Annotated in this window: 17 protein-coding genes; 6 read left to right on the forward strand and 11 right to left on the reverse strand. The window is 54.1% G+C overall.

Features of this window, described 5'->3' with window-relative positions:
- The first annotated feature begins 329 nt into the window (after nt 1-329).
- Nucleotides 330-1,775: a glycine betaine/L-proline transporter ProP gene (gene proP / locus V3W49_RS05910; protein WP_500144299.1), complete on the forward strand. Its 1,446-nt coding sequence runs from the start codon at nt 330-332 to the stop codon at nt 1,773-1,775.
- 46 nt (nt 1,776-1,821) lie between these two features.
- Here proP and yghU read toward each other — a convergent pair whose 3' ends face one another.
- Entirely contained in the window at nt 1,822-2,691 is an 870-nt protein-coding gene (yghU, locus tag V3W49_RS05915; protein ID WP_500144300.1) for a glutathione-dependent disulfide-bond oxidoreductase, read from the reverse strand.
- Nucleotides 2,692-3,198: 507 nt separating this feature from the next.
- On the opposite strand from yghU, the gene V3W49_RS05920 reads away from it, so the two are divergent.
- Nucleotides 3,199-3,828 (forward strand): helix-turn-helix transcriptional regulator, encoded by a 630-nt coding sequence (locus tag V3W49_RS05920; RefSeq protein WP_500144301.1) that lies wholly within the window; start codon nt 3,199-3,201, stop codon nt 3,826-3,828.
- A 189-nt stretch (nt 3,829-4,017) separates the two neighbouring features.
- Here the strand turns inward: V3W49_RS05920 and V3W49_RS05925 are convergent, their stop codons facing one another.
- The 3 genes from V3W49_RS05925 to V3W49_RS05935 form a co-directional block, all read right to left on the reverse strand.
- The gene (locus V3W49_RS05925) at nt 4,018-4,227 is read right to left on the reverse strand and encodes a plasmid partition protein ParG (protein WP_500144302.1); all 210 of its coding nucleotides are present in this window, start codon (nt 4,225-4,227) and stop codon (nt 4,018-4,020) included.
- Complete coding sequence (parA, locus tag V3W49_RS05930; protein ID WP_500144303.1) at nt 4,224-4,847, reverse strand: ParA family partition ATPase; 624 nt, start codon at nt 4,845-4,847, stop codon at nt 4,224-4,226. Before parA ends, V3W49_RS05925 begins: the two co-directional genes overlap by 4 nt.
- Before the next feature lie 705 nt (nt 4,848-5,552).
- Complete coding sequence (locus V3W49_RS05935) at nt 5,553-5,780, reverse strand: hypothetical protein (protein ID WP_500144304.1); 228 nt, start codon at nt 5,778-5,780, stop codon at nt 5,553-5,555.
- A 6-nt stretch (nt 5,781-5,786) separates the two neighbouring features.
- Between V3W49_RS05935 and V3W49_RS05940 the strand changes: the two genes are divergently transcribed.
- Nucleotides 5,787-6,173 (forward strand): LecA/PA-IL family lectin, encoded by a 387-nt coding sequence (locus V3W49_RS05940; RefSeq protein WP_500144364.1) that lies wholly within the window; start codon nt 5,787-5,789, stop codon nt 6,171-6,173.
- Between the two features lie 52 nt (nt 6,174-6,225).
- Here V3W49_RS05940 and V3W49_RS05945 read toward each other — a convergent pair whose 3' ends face one another.
- Nucleotides 6,226-6,540: a DMT family transporter gene (locus tag V3W49_RS05945; protein ID WP_500144306.1), complete on the reverse strand. Its 315-nt coding sequence runs from the start codon at nt 6,538-6,540 to the stop codon at nt 6,226-6,228.
- 136 nt (nt 6,541-6,676) lie between these two features.
- Entirely contained in the window at nt 6,677-7,669 is a 993-nt protein-coding gene (locus V3W49_RS05950) for an aldo/keto reductase (protein ID WP_500144365.1), read from the reverse strand.
- Nucleotides 7,670-7,777: 108 nt separating this feature from the next.
- Between V3W49_RS05950 and V3W49_RS05955 the strand changes: the two genes are divergently transcribed.
- Nucleotides 7,778-8,683 carry a LysR family transcriptional regulator gene (locus tag V3W49_RS05955; RefSeq protein WP_500144307.1) on the forward strand — a complete coding sequence of 302 codons (906 nt, stop codon included), beginning with the start codon at nt 7,778-7,780 and terminating at the stop codon, nt 8,681-8,683.
- Nucleotide 8,684: 1 nt separating this feature from the next.
- Here V3W49_RS05955 and pgaD read toward each other — a convergent pair whose 3' ends face one another.
- The 4 genes from pgaD to pgaA are packed head-to-tail and all read right to left on the reverse strand — an operon-like array spanning nt 8,685 to nt 14,914.
- Nucleotides 8,685-9,119, reverse strand: a complete 435-nt coding sequence (gene pgaD, locus V3W49_RS05960; RefSeq protein ID WP_500144309.1) for a poly-beta-1,6-N-acetyl-D-glucosamine biosynthesis protein PgaD — start codon at nt 9,117-9,119, stop codon at nt 8,685-8,687.
- The gene (gene pgaC, locus V3W49_RS05965; protein ID WP_500144310.1) at nt 9,119-10,447 is read right to left on the reverse strand and encodes a poly-beta-1,6-N-acetyl-D-glucosamine synthase; all 1,329 of its coding nucleotides are present in this window, start codon (nt 10,445-10,447) and stop codon (nt 9,119-9,121) included. Before pgaC ends, pgaD begins: the two co-directional genes overlap by 1 nt.
- The gene (gene pgaB, locus V3W49_RS05970) at nt 10,440-12,455 is read right to left on the reverse strand and encodes a poly-beta-1,6-N-acetyl-D-glucosamine N-deacetylase PgaB (RefSeq protein ID WP_500144312.1); all 2,016 of its coding nucleotides are present in this window, start codon (nt 12,453-12,455) and stop codon (nt 10,440-10,442) included. Before pgaB ends, pgaC begins: the two co-directional genes overlap by 8 nt.
- An 8-nt stretch (nt 12,456-12,463) precedes the next feature.
- Entirely contained in the window at nt 12,464-14,914 is a 2,451-nt protein-coding gene (gene pgaA / locus V3W49_RS05975) for a poly-beta-1,6 N-acetyl-D-glucosamine export porin PgaA (protein ID WP_500144313.1), read from the reverse strand.
- 733 nt (nt 14,915-15,647) lie between these two features.
- On the opposite strand from pgaA, the gene V3W49_RS05980 reads away from it, so the two are divergent.
- Nucleotides 15,648-16,241 (forward strand): helix-turn-helix transcriptional regulator, encoded by a 594-nt coding sequence (locus V3W49_RS05980; protein WP_500144314.1) that lies wholly within the window; start codon nt 15,648-15,650, stop codon nt 16,239-16,241.
- Between the two features lie 285 nt (nt 16,242-16,526).
- Here the strand turns inward: V3W49_RS05980 and V3W49_RS05985 are convergent, their stop codons facing one another.
- Nucleotides 16,527-16,814: a hypothetical protein gene (locus V3W49_RS05985; protein ID WP_500144315.1), complete on the reverse strand. Its 288-nt coding sequence runs from the start codon at nt 16,812-16,814 to the stop codon at nt 16,527-16,529.
- Between the two features lie 47 nt (nt 16,815-16,861).
- Between V3W49_RS05985 and V3W49_RS05990 the strand changes: the two genes are divergently transcribed.
- The gene (locus V3W49_RS05990) at nt 16,862-17,956 is read left to right on the forward strand and encodes an NADH:flavin oxidoreductase/NADH oxidase (RefSeq protein ID WP_500144316.1); all 1,095 of its coding nucleotides are present in this window, start codon (nt 16,862-16,864) and stop codon (nt 17,954-17,956) included.
- The last annotated feature ends 51 nt before the right edge of the window (nt 17,957-18,007 follow it).

Here is an 18,007-nt window from a genome sequence, read left to right on the forward strand (position 1 = left end):
GAGCGGTCGACTTAACGATAAACCATGCGGAAAATCCGCCCGTTGCGGAATCAGTATTCAAAAGGTCCTGCCGCATATGCATACCGGATATTTTGACTACGGGGTTCAGCACGCGCCGTTCCGGTTATTCCGGTAACGGTTCCGGCACCAGACACCCGACGCCGCTACCGCTCCCTTGATCAGACGCCAGCCGGGGTTTAGCCTGGCGGGCTGAGGGGAACTGATGGCGTCCGGGAGTCAGGCCGGAAACGGGTTTGTTGATGACAGAGGTTTTTCCGCTCGGGTGGCGACACCGGTCGTCGGCCGTGACCTGGCAGGAGAAAATTGCGATGCAGACAAACTCATCATCTGTAGATCAGGAACTGCCGCAGCAGGTCAGCGATGTCACGATAGTGGACAAACCGCTGATGAAGCGCGCCATTGGTGCGGCTTCGCTGGGAAATGCCATGGAGTGGTTTGATTTTGGTATCTACGGCTACCTGGCCGTGATTCTGGGTTCGGTCTTTTTCCCGGATGCCAGCCCGGTAGCGCAGTTGCTGTCGACCTATGCCGCTTTTGCGGTGGCCTTCCTGGTTCGCCCGCTGGGCGGACTTTTCTTTGGCCCCCTGGGAGATCGCATTGGCCGTAAGAAAGTCCTGGCTTTAACCATGATTCTGATGGCGCTGGGTACGTTTTCTATAGGGCTTATCCCCAGCTATGCCGCTATCGGACTATGGGCACCGGCGCTGCTGCTGCTGGCGCGCCTGGTTCAGGGATTTTCCACCGGCGGTGAATATGGCGGTGCCGCGACCTTTATTGCCGAATATGCGCCGGATAAAAAGCGCGGCTTTATGGGGAGCTGGCTGGAGATTGGCACGCTGTTCGGACTGGTGATATCGGCGATGCTGGTAACCAGTCTGACGCATCTGTTGGGCAATGAGGGAATGCGCGAGTGGGGCTGGCGCATTCCCTTCCTGATCGCCGGTCCGTTGGGGCTTTTAGGGGTATGGCTACGTCTGCGGCTGGAGGAGACCCCGGCCTTTCGTCAGTACCTGGAAAAGCAGGCGCCGAAAGAGAAGCCGCCCGGCATGGTACAGCAGTGGCGGGATCTGCTGACGAACAGCCTGCGCCCGTTTCTGATCTGCATCGGGCTGGTGTTTATCCTTAACGTTTCGGACTACATGTTACTGACCTGGATGCCGGGCTATCTGAATGTGGTGATGGGGTTTAGCGAACTTCAGGGTCTGGCGGTGGTGATGGTCGCCATGCTGTGCATGATGGCGGTGATCCCTTTTGTTGGCATGCTGTCGGACAGGATCGGGCGCCGCCCACTGTGGATGACCGGCTGTCTGGGGTTCCTGTTCCTGTCGCTGCCCTGCTTCTGGCTATTGGGGAGCGGTAATCTGGGGCTGGCGTTTGTGGGGATGCTGGTACTGGGCCTGTTACTGAGCTGTTTCCTGAGCACAGTGGCTTCCACGCTTCCGGCGCTGTTCGCTACTTCAGTGCGCTATGGTGGTATGGCGATTGCCTATAACCTCTCCACCTCGCTGTTTGGCGGTACGGCGCCGCTGTTTAGCGCATGGCTGGTGGAAAGTACCGGGCATCCGCTGGCGCCGGCGTTCTATTTGATGTTCGCTGCCGCGGTCGGAGGTATTGCCGCCTGGCTGAGTAAGGAGAGCTCGCGCCAACCGCTGGCGGGATCGCCGCCGGCAGTGGAAAGCCATTCGGAAGCGGTGGCACTGGTGAAGCGTAACCGCAAGCGTCGTATCGGCATGAAGCCGCTTTCCGCCCGATAAGGGCTCTTGCGCCGGGCGGGATCGCCCGGCGCATTCCATTCAGGGTTTATCCCTGACGTTTATCTTCCGTCAGCGTATCGAAATCCGAAGCGTCGTGGCGTTCATGCAGCTGTTCATTAAGCGGCCCCGCAGTTCGGTTTACGATCCGTCCACGCTTTACTGCTGGTCGGGCGTCTATTGTCTTTGCCCAGCGCACGACATTCTTATAGCTGCTGGCATCCAGAAATTCGGCGGCGTCGTAAGAGCGATTCAGTACCAGTCCGCCGAACCAGGGCCAGACAGCCATATCGGCAATGCTGTATTCATCGCCAGCCACCCACTGGTGCCTGGCAAGTTGCTTGTCCAGCACGTCGAGCAGGCGTTTGGTTTCCATGGCATAGCGGTTAATGGCGTATTCGATTTTCACCGGCGCATAGGCATAGAAGTGGCCGAAACCGCCGCCTACGAAGGGGGCCGATCCCTGTAGCCAGAACAGCCAGTTCATGGTTTCGGCGCGGGCGGGCTGAGTTGTCGGCAGGAAGTGGCCGAATTTTTCCGCCAGATAGAACAGAATGGAAGCGGATTCGAACAGGCGAGTCGGTGGTGTGGTGGAGCAGTCCAGCATGGCCGGGATTTTTGAGTTGGGATTAACCTCAACAAACCCGCTGGAAAATTGATCGCCTTCGCCAATTCGAATCAGGTGTGCGTCATATTCCGCCTCCTTTACCCCTTTCGCCAGCAGCTCTTCCAGCATGATTGTCACTTTCTGGCCGTTAGGGGTACCCAGCGAATAGAGCTGCAGGGGATGTTTGCCTCGCGGTAGCGTCACCTCGTGAGTCGCGCCGGAAACTGGGCGGTTAATAGAGGACCAGGTGCCTCCATCCTCAGGTTGTTCCCAGGTCCATACCCTGGGAGGTTGATATTCGTGTTGCGACATCTTATTCCACCTTTTTGGTAAGTGAAGTGAGTGGCAATGACAGGATAGTGTAGCAGAGCCAGGGGGGTTTTCTTCCTGTGCGGTGAGTGCGGTATACTGGTGTATCTTCTGATTCTGATGTTGACAGAAAATCGCTTCACGTAACGTATTTGAGCTTCTTTTACGTCTGGCGGCCATATTCTCTGTAGAAACACGCATGTGACGATAAACTAGTGATTATCCATTCTTTATGGGATATCTTGTTGTTATAGAAGGTTATTTTTTTATTTTTTTTAGGTGTGTTTATTGCGTATATGAGATATATCCTTAGATTTACTTATTTTTTTAGGTTTCTTGCCTATTGACGGTAAGATAAGATACATGATTACTTACTCACCCATCCGCGTTTAAATCTCCCTGTTTAGCAACGGTGCAGGGTGATTTCCTAAATCATATGACGTGAGTTATTCAGAACTTTAAATGGAATCGGCAGTCGAGGCGTATTGCTGGAATAAAAGGCAGAGGGATATGGACATTCTGTATATAAGAGATAACAGTTTAACGGGCGCAGGGATTCAGTATGTGCTGGAACAAAAATTATCTAACTCTACTATTCATGCCAAATTTTCCGGAGAACTCAACGGATCTTTAAATATAAAAAATTATAGTATCGTTATTCTTGACTGCCTGAGCACTGATAATTCGCTGGAGGCGATATGTGCCTGCCTGTCCCTGCTGGAGGGGATTCCTGTCATTGCATTAACCAAAACTAAAGATGTCTGGCCACTATTACAGAAGAATATTCCAAGTCTGCGCGGCATGCTTAACCGGGACAGCGATGTTGAATTCTTTATTGCCGCGATTCGTATGGTGCTGAACGGAGGATATTGCTATTCATGGAATATTAGCGCTTTATGGAGTGTGTCAGATAATCAGTTTTATGAGTCTTTCTTTTCTACTTCGGGATTAACCCGACGTGAAAAAGAAATATTCCAGATGTATTTGGGTGGTGCAACAAATAAAATGATTTCCGATAAGCTATCGCGCAGTGAAAAAACAATAAGCGCGCATAAGTCTAATATATTGCGTAAACTGGGGCTAAAACGAATTCCCGTTACGCTGGACAATTGTCTTAAAATTTCCGAGAAAAGCACCTAGATTTCTGATTTTAGTGACACCCTGTGCTGTGCTGTGCTGTGCTGTGCTGTGCTGTGCTGTGCTGTGCTGTGCTGTGCTGTGCTGTGCTAAGTGTAGCCAGTAAGCAGAGGCGTTTGGGAAAATATATGATTTTATAATCCTGTAATCTTATGCTTTTATGATTACAGGATTATTTGATTTCTAGGTGATCTAGCCTTCACCTTGTTGATTAAGCCATTGTTTTATAAGATTTATTGTGACTTCTGTCATATCCATATCTGCCTTCAGGCAGGCCATCTTAAAGGACTTGTGCAGCTCTTCCGGAATGTTCATTTGTAGTTTTTTGGTCAATCCGGTGGCGTTGCGTAACGAATTGACTGCCTGAACGGTATTACGGTTTTGGCCGAGTTTCATTTTCATACCAGTAGCTCCAGTATCTCGTTGGTCAGCACTTCAATCTCTCCTTTTGCGGCGCCGTCATCGGTATCGAACACGGTGCTGCCGTCCAGCATCACCCGAACATAGCTCTGGCGCTGGGCCATGCCGGTTCGCAACGCTGGCACGCCGGTATCGGCGATGGATGCTTTAAGCACCGACAGCATGCGCGCTTTCTGCACTTTGCGGGTAATAAAGAAGCGCGCGACCACCGGTTGCAGATCCTGGCGTGCTTCCAGTACGGCGAGAATCGCGCTACAGGCTGCGAAATCCAGCGGGGAAGGGGTAACCGGAATCAGCACCAGATCGGAAACCATCACTGCCGCAGCCGAAATAGCCGAAATCGCAGCCGCGCCGTCGATAATGACATAATCATAGGATTTTAAGGCCTTACGGACCTGGTAGACCTCTTTTTCACTTGCCGCTTCGGTCAGGTCAAAGCGACATTTGTCCTCTTCATACCAGTTGCTGATGCTCTGTTGGGGATCGGTATCGACAACAGCGACTGAATAACCTTTACGCGCGATGGCGGTTGCCACATTCACCGCTGCGGTGGTTTTCCCCACGCCGCCTTTTCCGTTCAGAAAAGCGATAATCTTAGCCATGGCTTATCCTTATCTAATGCAATCATCTTATGATTATCAGATTCTCATCATCACATGATTACCGCTATGGATAACAGTCTGATGTTTGTATCTTTGCATGACAGTATTAAATAATTTTATAATCATGTGATTATAAAATCCAATACGTTTATGCATCCTTGTGCAGTAAAAGTAAATAATATCAAATTCTTATAAGGTGTTGTTGTGATTTAGTGATTGTATAATTATTTAGCTATATGATTTCATGATTATAGCATTCAGGGGACGTAGCGGATGATGACAGGATTCCATGATGCTATGATTATTTTTGCCTGGCGCTATCGGAGCGGAGTCGAATCATCGGCCTCTGGTCGACCCGGCGAGTGGTCGTTTTTGATTCAGAATGGTGCTGGTGCTGGTGCTGGTGCTGGTGCTGGTGCTGGTGCTGGTGCTGGTGAGGAGCCTGATTTCGAAACCGTGATAAATGCCAATGGCGTCGATTCTCTGCCTGGGCGTGGAAAACTGAATCAGCAGTGTCCCCGCCCGGCGCGCCAGTGGCTCCCTTTCGGTACAAGCTGGATGGTGGCAGCGAAAAGCACAGGTGGCGCGAAGGGGGTGTATTGCCTCCGATGTCATGCGTAGCGCCATCGGGCGTTGAGGAATATTAACCTTGATCCGCCGATTCCCGGACTGCTGCGTTTTTCGGTAATTCCCTTCCATTTCATTCTACGCGGCTTCGCTGTCCAGCCACCACGGAGTGGAGGTTACTCCTGGCGGCACCTCCATCGGCGGTATTAAAGAGACACTGCTGTTCCCCTTCAGGCCCGGATAGGCAGCGCTTCGACCCAGTATCCGATAGGCAATGGCGTTTACGAGTGGTCCGCGCCGGATGATGGCGAACTGACGCTGCTCATCACTGATTCCAACTACGCTGATAACAGCGGCGAATTTCACGTCGATATCTACAAGTCGGCTGCCGGCGGAAAAGCCGGCGTAAGTCAGGCGTGGACAGGGGAGATCCCGGCCAGCAGAGCGGAAGGTGCCAGCACCGGGCTACAGCTAAAAGCCGGAGATAAAGTGACCATTCAGGTCTCCGGCTGGATTAAATACGGCAAAGAAGAGTTTGCGTTAGCCACGCCCTATGGGCGGGTACGCGATGGTCTGGTGACGCGCGATGAAGTGGTGGTAAAAGCTCGTTTGGGCGCTTCCGGAAAAAGTTACGATATCGGTAGCGGCATCGTTGACTGGGAAGTCCCGGAAGATGGCGAGCTGAATCTGTTTGTGGTCGATAGCGCTAAGGGCTATGGCGATAACAGCGGCAGCTTTAACGCGAAGATATACCGGTAATTCCGGGCTCTGATATAAAAACGCCATCCGTTGGGATGGCGTTTTTATTTATTCAGGAAGCTATCTTCATTAATACCAGACCTGAAACGATCAATACTGCGGCGATAATGCGGGTTAATGAAGCCGGTTCGCCAAGGATAAACAGCCCAACCGTAAATGCCCCCACCGCGCCGATACCGGTCCAGATGGTATAGGCGGTGCCCAGAGGCAGGGAGCGCATGGCGAATGAAAGCAGACCAAAGCTGGCAATCATGGCAACAATCGTAATCACAGCATAGCTGGGGCGGGTAAAGCCGTGGGACAGCTTTATGGTATACGACCAGACGATCTCCAGGATACCGGCGGCGACAAGGAAAATCCACGCCATAACAGACTTCTCCATTAGCGTCAGGTCGTCCTGACAAAGATGAAAGCCACCCGGGTCGTCCCGGATGAGGCGCAAGCCGCAGCCGATAGTAACAAATCGGGATGAAAATTGCGCCCCGTCAGGGGCGCAGCGGCCATTAACGGTCGACAAAGCGCGCAAAATTTTCGGTATAGCGCGCCCCACGGGTCTGATGCCGCTGCGTCATGGCGCTTAATCCGGCATACTCCTGCGCCGATAAATTGAGAGCGGCAGCGCCCAGGTTATCCTCCAGATGGCTGCGTCGCCTGCTGCCGGGGATCGGCACGATATCCTGGCCCTGATGCAGCAGCCAACCCAGAGCCACCTGAGCGGGCGTGGCGTTATGTTTGTCGGCCAGCGCTTTGACCGCATCGACGATGGCCAGATTAAGCCGGTAGTTTTCGCCCTGCAGGCGCGGATCGCCCCAGGAGCGGAAATCCTCTTTCGGGTAGTCCTGAGCCGGTTTGGCCTGACCGGTCAGAAAGCCTCGCCCCAGGGGGCTGAAGGGTACCAGACCGATGCCCAACTCGCGTAACGTCGGTAATATCTCCGCTTCGATATTGCGTTCCCACAGCGAATATTCGCTCTGCAACGCGCTAACGGGGTGTACGCGATGGGCTCGGCGCAGGGTGTCCACTCCCGCTTCCGACAGACCGAAATAGCGCACCTTGCCTTCGGCAATCAGATCGCCAACGGCGCCCGCGACCTCTTCGACAGGAACATCCGGATCGACCCGATGCTGATACAGCAGATCGATATAGTCGGTTTGCAGACGCTTCAGTGAGGCTTCGACCACCTCGCGAATATGCCGCGGTCGGCTGTCCAGGCCGCTGGCCCGCGTCTTGCTGATATCAAAGCCAAACTTGGTGGCGATAACGGTCTGCTGGCGCTGTCGGCTTCGTTTTAGCCAGCGGCCGAGCAATTCTTCATTCAGATAAGGGCCGTAGAATTCCGCGGTATCGAAAAAGTTCAGCCCCAGCGCCAGGGCGCGATCCAGGGTCGCCAGAGATTCCTGTTCGTCGGCCGCGCCGTAGGCATGGCTCATGCCCATGCATCCCAGGCCAATCTCAGAAACGGTCAGCCCCTGGCTGCCTAAAGCTCGTGGTTTCAACATTGTTTCCTCTCCGGTATGGGGTGAGGCCCCTATTCTGCAGGCGTTGACATTGATGTTTAATGCCACGCATTCTTCATGAATTGATTAGCTGTGGATATATAATTGATGAAAGACAGCGACTATAAGCAGCTACGGGCTTTTCAGGCCATCGCCGAACAGGGAAGTTTTGTGGCCGCCGCCAGAACCCTGAATATCACCCCGTCGGCGCTCAGTCAGGTAATTCGGCGACTGGAAGATAAAATGGGCACCCGGCTGTTTCATCGCACCACCCGCAGAGTGTCGCTTAGCGAGGCCGGGCAGCGCCTGTACGCGCGGTTGCGCCCGGCGCTGGATGAGCTGGATGCCGCTTTTCATGAAGCTCGCAGCCAGGCGGGAAAACTCTCCGGACGGGTGCGGTTGCACGCATCCAGCATCGCTGCGGACGATGTACTGGCGCCAGTTCTGGGGGGCTTCCATGAACGCTATCCCGATATCGTGCTGGATATTGTCGCCGAGTCGGCTTTTGTTGATTTGATTGCCGAAGGTTTTGACCTGGGCATTACCCTGGGAGAGTTCGTACAGAAAGATATGGTGGCCTGTTCCCTGGGGCCTGAATTGCGGATGGTGGCGGCCGCTTCGCCGGCCTATCTGGCGCGTTATGGCACGCCTGAAACGCCGGGCGATTTGCAGCGTCATAAGTGCATTAACTGGCGCAATCCTGGAAATAACAGTCTGTATCGCTGGGAGTTCTTTCAGAACGGACACTGGATGTCGCTGGCCGTGGAGGGGCCGCTTATCACCACCCGACGGGAAGTCGCGGCGGTGGCGGCAGTTCAGGGGATCGGAATCACTTTCTGGAGCGAAGATAAACTCAAACCCTGGCTGGAAAGCGGTGAACTTATCCCTTTGTTACGAGCGTACTGCCCGCCGTTTCTGGGCTGGCATCTTTATTATCCGCGTCAGCGCCACACCGCGCCCGCGGTGCGGGCGCTTATTGATTATCTGAGGGATGTGTGCCGACAGGAAAGGTGATTTACGCGTCTTCGTCCTCTGAGCGGCTGGCTTTCAGGTCGATGATTCTGCCGATCCTATCGTGATAGAGGGTGAGCTGGTTGTACTGGCTCATTTCCGAGATGATTTGCGGCGCGACATGAAAGCTTTCCGCCAGCTCGTCATGGCCTAATGAATCCAGGGCGCCGTGGCGCCTGGCATCAAAGCGCCGCAGATTGTATTGATACCATAGGATAAGCAGCCAGCCGTTGATGACCGCAATCAGTAAATAGACCAGCACCGTATTAAACGAGGCGATAATGATTTCCCAGCGATGGTTGCGCTGTTCGGTAATTTGCGTCAACAGATTATCGTACAGGAAAAACAGAAACCCGGCCCAGGCGATAAGGGTTAATATGCTGTCGAAAACTCGCGGCAATAGGCGGTGCTCGGTCAGTATTAAGGCGTTCTCGTTCATTATATTCTTCCTTTTCCTCGATCCGGGCTTACCCAGCGGGCCCGGGAACGTTTACGTTTAAGCATCACTTTGGGGAAGGAGACCAGTGTGGTAAACAGACTGATCATCCAGTAGACCATCGGAAACCAGATCACCCAGAACAGTGAACCGGCCACTTTTTTTTCATAGCGCCGTTCAATAAACAGGCTCACCAGAAATTGCAGCAGGCACATTACGCCCAGCAGCAGCCCGGTAAATTCCGGCGGGAACAGACTCTGTACGGCCAGGTTAGGAGGGAGCGGCACCAGGTGACTGGCGATAAACAGTAAAATGGTGACTGCATAGGAAAACGCCCAGGTGGTGGAAAGGGCATACTCCACGAATAGTGGCCACATGCGATGGTGCTCCCATCGGAACAGGCGGCGCAGATTGACCAGAAAGACTTCCGCTCCGCCCTGGGCCCAGCGCAGGCGCTGCTTCCACAGCCCTTTTAGCGTCTCTGGCATCAGGATCCAGCACAGCGCCCGGGGTTCGAAAAAGATAGTCCAGTGCCGTAACTGCAGCTTCCAGCTGATATCGATATCCTCGGTTATCATGTCCGGGCTCCAGTAACCGACGTCCGCCAGCGCCTGGCGGCGAAAAGCGGCAACCACGCCGGAAACGGTAAATACCCTGCCATAGATACGCTGGGTGCGTTTAATCAGTCCGATAATTGAGGAAAACTCTCCCACCTGAATACGGCCGATCAGCGTGGAGCGCGTGCGGATGCGCGGATTGCCGGTAACGGCGCCCACGTGGGGGTAGTGGATAAGCGGCGCGACCAGGTACGCAGCCGTATCGCGATCCAGCAGGGCGTCGCCGTCGATACAGACCAGCAGATCGCCGCGTGCTGCGGCGGTTCCGGCTTTCAGCGCCACCGCCTTTCCCTGGTTTTCCGCCAGTTGTATCACCCGTAGCTTCGGATACTCCTGTGCCAACTGATGCAGCACCTGAGCGGTGTTATCGGAAGATCCATCGTTGATTGCGATAACTTCAATGTTTTCATAACGCTGGCCCAGCGCCGCTTCAATCGTTTCCCGGGCATTTTTCTCTTCGTTAAAGCAGGGGATCAGAATGGAGATCAGCGGATTTCCCTCAAGCTGAGGCGCAGGCATCTCTTTGCTCCAGGGCCAGTGACGTTCCAGCTGGAACCAGAAATAGAGCCCTCCGGTTATCCACAGCACCGACATAAACAGCGGCCAGAAAAAGACGAAATCCAGAATCAGTTCCCCGGTGAAAATCGCGGCGAAGCCTAACGGCAGTCCGAACACCAGGCACAGAATAGAGAATGCGATAATGCGATCAGTCATGGTCAGGGTACCAGTACGAAGAGAATTCAGGCCTGATGTGCGAAATATCAGGTTGGTTATTGATGAAGTCGTCCGGGTAGTATCCGTAATTTTTGACGCCGTTAAGCTGAAGCAAGCGCATCCATTGGGCCAGTTGCTGGTCGGCAATACCGGCTTGTTGCTTCTGGTTCCAGTCCCTGGCCTGGAGCTCAAAGATGGTTTTATTCAGCGCATCCGGGCGAGTTGCCACCGCCTGGATAAGCCTGGTCAGCCAGGCATCGCTTTCGCTTTGTGGCACGTTTTCCATCAGCGGCATTGCCATTGGCACTGTCCAGTCATAGGTCGCCAGGAAATCATCAAGATTCTGCGCGAACCAGGTTTCGCTGTGGGGCTCCAGGATGGGCAGTGCGAATATATTGCGCGCGGTCTTCACCTGAGGTCCGCGAATTTCCCGGACGTCCTGGCTCAGAGTGCGGGTGAATTCCACCAGCGCCCGGCTTTTAAAACGCGTCCAGCGCTGAAGTTCCGCCGGATTGTTGCGAATTGCGGCGATATCATCCTGAAAGCCGGCGGCGCGCCAGGCCGCCATCGCGTCTGGCCCTGCATCTTCGAAGTCAGAAAGCACCGCATCATCGTGAAACAGGATGCCGTCGAAGGTGGCATGGCGCGCCAGGTCTTCATAGATATCCGCAATCCGCCTGCGCGCCTGCTGATTCCAGGGAGAAAGGCGCAAATAAGGCGTGGTGGCGCGTCGGACGCCGCCAGACTGCGGATCCCATTCCTGGACTCGCGGCAGTGTTGGGTTTAAATCGAAAGAGAGTACCGGCAGCCAGGCGTACACTTTGACTCCGGCCCGGGTCTGCAACTGCCAGGAGACGAAATTGAACAGATCGGCACGTACCGGCAGCCAGCGGTTGGGAAAGTAGAGCGATTTAATGTTGCCGTCGCCCGACGGATCGGAGAACGCCTGTAAAAAGACATGGCTTATTTTCATGTCGTAGACGCGCTGAATCAGCGCATCGATATTCTTCGTCTGCTGAATGGGATCCGGGTCATAGACATAGTCCAGATCCACGTGCATGACCCGTACCGGCGGATGCTCCTGTATCTGAGTCACGGCATCGGCGAACGCCTTTATCGACGGATTCCCGGAAATTAACAAACGGGGAATATTATCCAGATCCCGCACGTTAGCCAGGCCGTCATTCAGCGTAAAGGCCAGACGATAGCCGCGCTTTTTGGCGATGGCGAGCGTTGTGCCATTCGCGGCGCCATACGGCCATACCCAGGCACGTGGCGATTTCCCGGATACCTGATGGATCTTGTCGGTTATCTTGCGTACGTCATCGTCTATACGGCGAATGAATTGTAGATCGCTTTCATAATGGCCGGACGCCTTATCGTAGAAACGGTTGGCGACCGCCGGTTCGTGGCTACCCTGGGGATTCGCCACAATGCCGTAGTGCGATGCCCAGGTATGGGCACCGATCTCCACCAGCGGCGAGCGGCTTAATTCACTCACCTGCTGCCAGTTGGCGAATTTATCCCGCTGCGTCATCAGGCCGCCGAAATTAACCTGGCGGTTGGCTGGCGTATCCACCCAGCTTCCCACTGGCGCCCAGAGCGCGGGAACGTTATATGCCTTAAGCAGTGGCCAGACCCGTCGGTAAAAGCTGCTGTAGCCGTCGTCGAAACTCAGTAAAAATGCTTTGGACGGCAGTGATTTTATGCCGTCGTGGGCATCCAGAATGTCCTGAACGCTGACTGCGCGGTAGCCGTTATTGAGCAGCCAGCTTATCTGATCGTTTAGCGCGCTGGTGCGTACCGACAGATAGCGCTGGTCGGCCGCGTCGTCTTCCACGTCGTGGTATGCCAGAACCAGAAAGCTGTCTTTCGGCCAGGGCTTATTGGCTTCCAGTTGCGGGCGTTCATGAGGCGGCAGGAAAGGAATCTCTCCGGCGCGAACCCCGAATACGATAGCCAGCCAGCCGACAACCATCAGGCTGATGCGTAGACTCTTATTCAGCATGTTGATCCTTAAAATCGTAAATTCGCATCAAAGGCAACGGAGAGATTACTTTCGCGCTTGCCGTCATAAGGGCGTTTATCCCAGTTCAACATCACTCCGGTATCGACCACGTTATTCCACTGGAACCGCTGTCCATAACCCAGGATGGCAATGGCTCCGGTATCGTAATTTCTCTGCCATCCAGCCCCACCACCAGCCGTAAACTGCTGGCTCCAGACGGTGTCGTAGCGCTGATACATCACGTGATCGGCGGCAAATGTCGCCGTGGCGGAAAAATCTCGCTTTGGGTTGTAGTAAGCCGCATCGTCGTGGCTGTTGGCGCTGGCGGAAAGACCGGGTATCAGGTCAAGAGTCACGGTTGGCGCCTGCCAGAGCCGCTCTTTACCCTCCAGGCTATATTCCTGACGGCGGTTATGATCGGAAAAGTCGCTGGCGGCAAAGCCAAACCGGTATTCGCGCCGTTCGTTGTAATACCAGCGCGTCCAGGCTTCCGCGCGATTGGCGCTGACGCCATTACGTAATGCCCGTAGCGGCGTGCTGGCCGACATCCGTTCCAGGCTGCCGCCCAGGCGCCAGCGATCGCTGAAGTCATGCCAGGCGGAAAGGCGCGCGCCCGGTTTGTTAGCACCGTGAAAATTGTTGCTGGACAGCTCCAGCTCGGCCCAGTTATCCCGGGGACGCCACTCCAGCCCGCCGAAAACATTCCGGCTGTCGCCTTTCCCCTCTTCAAACCGGCCCGTGCTAAAGCGGGTACCGCCGAAAAGGCGCCAGTCGTCAGCTAACGGTGGGCCATAAATGGCGGCCTCCCATTCCCGATCGTGGCTGCCGCTTACCGGACTATCGGAATGGATCCCCTGAGTGCCGGCGATCCGCAGTTCCGACATATGGTGAACCTCGCGTGCTCTGGCCAGCTGCCGGGAGGCGAGATCGAGCGGCGTGCGGGTGATGACATCATCGGTCAGCAGATCCATCTGCCGCCACTCCTGTAGATCCATGGCGACATATGCCTGCTGGCGCTCCAGTTCAATGTTGGACGGTTCCAGCGACTCGGCTGCTTTCAGCTCGCGTTCGGCGGCGCGCGGCAGACCCCGGGCCTGAAGCAGGGACGCATAATCGATGCGCAGCCCCTGATTTCCGGGGGCCGTTGTCGCCATGTGGCGGGACAGCTTCTCCGCTTCCGGCAGCGCGTTGGTCATTAACAGATACTGGAACCAGAGCGACTGCCCGGTGAGCCAGAGATCGTTCGGTTGCGGCGTTGGGGAACCGAGGTCATAGCGTGCGTAAGGGACGTTACGGGTTATCTGTCTGATGTACTGACGGGCCGATGAATACTGGCCGCTATCCATCAGGGCGTAGAACATCTCGTTCTGCTCTTCCTCTTCCGTTGCCGGGGGAAGTTCCGGATGCTGGCGGACGATAGCCAGCGCGCTTTCCACCTTCTTTTCTGCCAGATAAGCAGACACCACCCAGCGCAGCGCCCAGTCAGGAATCGCCGTATTTTGCGCACGGAGCGATTGATACTCGCTAATCACGTCGTGGTAGTAACCGTGGGCGTGCAGCGCCCCAAGGCGGTCAATGCGAGCCCGGGTGATATCGGCGGCGGCGTTGGGTTCATTGCGCCAGCGGGCGAACAGCGCGTCGTAGCGATCCAGCGCCTTCCGGGCGAGGCCAAAGCGTTCCTGTTCGCTGCGCGATGGCGTATCGGCAAGCCGCACCAGCTCTGCAGCGGCATTGGCCTCCAGCGCGCGACGCTGTTGTGCGGAGACTGTTGTCTGGCCCGATAGCTTTAGCGCGGGGCCGCTTACCCTGTTCAGCGTCAGGGCGTTAACCAGGCTATCGAGCACCTCCTTATCTCCCGGAGCTGCAGAGAGCGCGCGGGTATCATTCAGTAACTGATCCCAGCTTTTCCCCTGGCTCTGGTACACATAAGAGAGCGTTTGCAGATGCGGCGCGCTTGGTTGAGCCGCCACCAGACTGCGGGCTTCATGCAGCGCCTGTTGGTCTCTGCGAGCGTCGGCCAGAGTTTTTATCCATCCCATGCGATAGTCGTCGTTTTTCGGCGCCAGTTGACGTGCGCGTTCCCACAGCGCCAGCGAAGGTTCCCAGCTTTTGAGATTACGATAAGACTGGGCGGCTGCCGCGACGGCACGGTCGGGAAGCGCCATTTTGCCCTGATAGCGCAACCAGATGTGGATGGCTTCATTATCTCGTCCGGCCCATGAAGCGACCTGAATCCAGTCGGCTACCTGTTCGCCATTCAGAGCATGTTGCCGCTCGTCGTTTTGTAGATAGTCCAGAAGCGGTGTGTAATTTCCATTTCGTGCCTGTAACACTCGTTTCTCATATACTGATTCCGCACTATGCACTAACCCCGGAAATAGAAATATCAGCATTAATGAGAATGGGTATTTTGCAGCGTGAAAAAAGAATAACTTATTGATACCAGTTAATAGTTCCATAAATATTTGCCATATATCCCATCTGCACCAGAGCGCGGTTCTATTCACCGTTTGTGAATAAAATCAAACAGCATCAGTCAGTGAGTTGAGGTGTAGTAAACTCACCATTTAAAATTGGATTAGTTCTTTGGTGCCGCTCTCTTTCTGTCTGTAGCTCCGTCTCACATAACGTATGATAAAGTAACTAAAAATCTGACTTTCAGATAAGGGGAGAGATAACCAGGAGGGAATGTACACCTGATGTCTTTACGAATAAATATCCCGAATAGCCGTATGGCTGCTTTTAAGAAAACTCTGTAGAAGGTGTATTGATGAAATGGACTTGTGATTTCATTGTTTTCGTAACTGATTGAAAGTTAAAGTTTTTGATTTATTTTTGTTCGTGTGAGAATTATCTGCCAGGTGTCATTTTTTTTGGTTTTTTGTTGTTTTTTTATAACTATTTGGGATGTTTCGTGACAAAAAGTCCGAATGCCAGAAAAAGGTTCTTTTTTGTACTGTTATTTTATTTATATAATTGGCACTCAGTTAATGTGGATAGTGGTTATAAATTATAGTCAAATTCCACAGGGGAGCAAAGAAGCTATTGATGGATAACTAACTAACCTAAAGGTTAGTTATGTCGTCACTGAGAGAAAACCAAATTTGGTGAGAGGAAAGCGATGATTGCGCAGCCTCTTTAAGAAAGGAATTTGTTATTTTTGTGTTAATGGGATGGTTTGTGGCAGGTTCAATGTTTTTGGTTACTCAGGATCATTTTCTCTTTCAGGGAATCAAAAGTTTTTTCCCTGATATTGTCTTACTGCACTCCATTGACAGGGGAATCTTTGATAGCAGCAGCGATGAGTATTCTGTTCTGGTCGACAGCCGGTCGCCTCTGTGTCTGTCAGAATATCTGATGTTTGACGCCGCCAATGCCGGCAAGCGTATTAGCTGTATCATACTGGAAATGCGTAATCGCGAAACGCATCAGTTGAGCCTTAAATGGTGTCTGGACATGGCGCTGGCGCGTACCGATATGGCGGCAATGTTCGGTCTGTTTCTGGACGTTAAAGGTAATCGTCTGACCAAAGAGTGGTTTAACGAAATTCGCTTGAGTGAACAGGAGCGCATGATGCTGCTCTTACTCAGGGAAGGAAGAACCATGGAAGAGGTGGCAGTCGCTTTAGAGCTGTCGGTTAAAAGCCTGTACCGTAAGCGGATTGAACTGTACGAGCGGCTCGGACTGTCTAACTTTAACGAGGCCTGCCTGTTTATCTTTAAAAACGGGCTGTTGGATTACCCTTACGATGCGACTTGTGAGCGGGAGTCCCTGTTTTCTACATAGGGGGTCGGACGCCCCCTGAATCTGGTTGGTTCGGCTGAACTGGCGAACATGGATATGAGTGGATTTGCTTGTCGGGGCGAGCCGGGGTACGAAGAGATTAAACGTAATCTGGCGGATGACAGCGCTACGGCAGTCGACGCAAATTCACAGCGGCGGTCATGGGAACTACAACGGTATGGCGTCTGGCCGCAGCCATAGAGATTCCTGCGAACTTGTTCGAAAGTAAGGGGCGATTCCGTCATCGATAACGTAGAATTCGCTCTGTCGTCGGGGATTTCGCCATTTTTACGCCAGCGCCAGCATGTCACAGCCGTTATCAATACGCGCATCAATCTTCAGGCGTTCTTCGGGCCGGTATTTCTTTCCCGTATCCAGAGGCGGAACGCGGCAAATAGCAGAAGATTCCGCTGCGGGAAGGCGAACCTGAAGATGCGGCATATATGGCGCTTTTTTCGGTGACCGGTGAATTATGGCTCGGACATTATGATCGACGCTGGCGGAAGTCAGGTTGATTACCAGCAATCTGCCTGGCTTAACGGCATAGCCTGCGAAGCAGCATAGAATTTTGAGCATATACTTAGTTGCTCGCTTAACGCTGCGACTAATACCGGAGATACCGCATGAGCCAACTGTTTACCTCTATCAAACTCGGCAACCTGACCCTGGAAAACCGCATCGCTATTGCCCCGATGTGCCAGTATTCGGCCGAACGCGGTCGGGCTACCGCGTGGCACCGGATTCACCTGGGGAATCTGGCTCTGTCTGGCGCCGGATTGCTGATTCTGGAAGCCGCCGCCGTTGAGCCTGACGGGCGCATTACGCCGCAGGATCTGGGGATCTGGGATGATGAAACCGAGCAGGCGCTGGGTGCAGTGCTGAAAGACGTTCGCCAGTATTCTCCGATGCCGGTCGGCATCCAGTTGGGACATGCCGGACGTAAGGCTTCGACCGACGTGCCCTGGCGCGGCGGTGGCTTTCTGACGACGGAGCAGGGCGGATGGCAAACCTCAGCGCCTTCCGCGCTGCCTTTCCATAACAGTGACGGCATGCCGCAGGCGCTCACCAGAGCGAGGATCGAAGAGATCAAGCAGGCCTTTATCGATAGCGCCGTTCGCGCCGATCGACTGGGATTAGATCTGATTGAGGTACACGCCGCCCACGGCTATCTGCTACATCAGTTTCTGTCGCCGCTTGCTAATCAGCGCGACGATGAGTATGGCGGTTCGCTGGAAAACCGTATGCGGCTGACGCTGGAGGTATTCCGCGAAGTGCGCCGGGTATTCCCGGCGGATAAGCCGGTTGGAGTACGTATTTCGGCTACCGACTGGGTGGAAGGCGGCTGGGATCTTGAGCAGTCCATTATCCTGAGCCAGGCGCTGGAAAAAGAGGGCTGCGCCTATATACACGTTTCCAGCGGCGGTCTGGCGCCGGAACAGAAAATCAGCGTCGGCCCCAACTACCAGGTGCCGTTTTCCGCTGCAATCAAGAAGGTGGTTTCGATTCCGGTTATTGCCGTTGGGTTGATTACCGAGCCGGAGCAGGCCGAAGCGGTGCTGGTGGAGCAGGAAGCCGATATGATAGCCCTGGCGCGCGGTATCCTTTACGACCCGCGTTGGCCGTGGCATGCGGCGGCGAAACTGGGGGCGAAGGTGTATGCCCCGGATCAGTATCTGCGCTGCGAACCGCACGATGTGAAAGGGCTGTTTAATAAGTAAAATCGCACCGGCCCGTATGGGTTAATGCTTGTCATTTAAGGAAATGAAGCC

This window comes from Rosenbergiella sp. YN46 (assembly GCF_036620675.1).
Lineage (GTDB): Bacteria > Pseudomonadota > Gammaproteobacteria > Enterobacterales > Enterobacteriaceae > Jejubacter.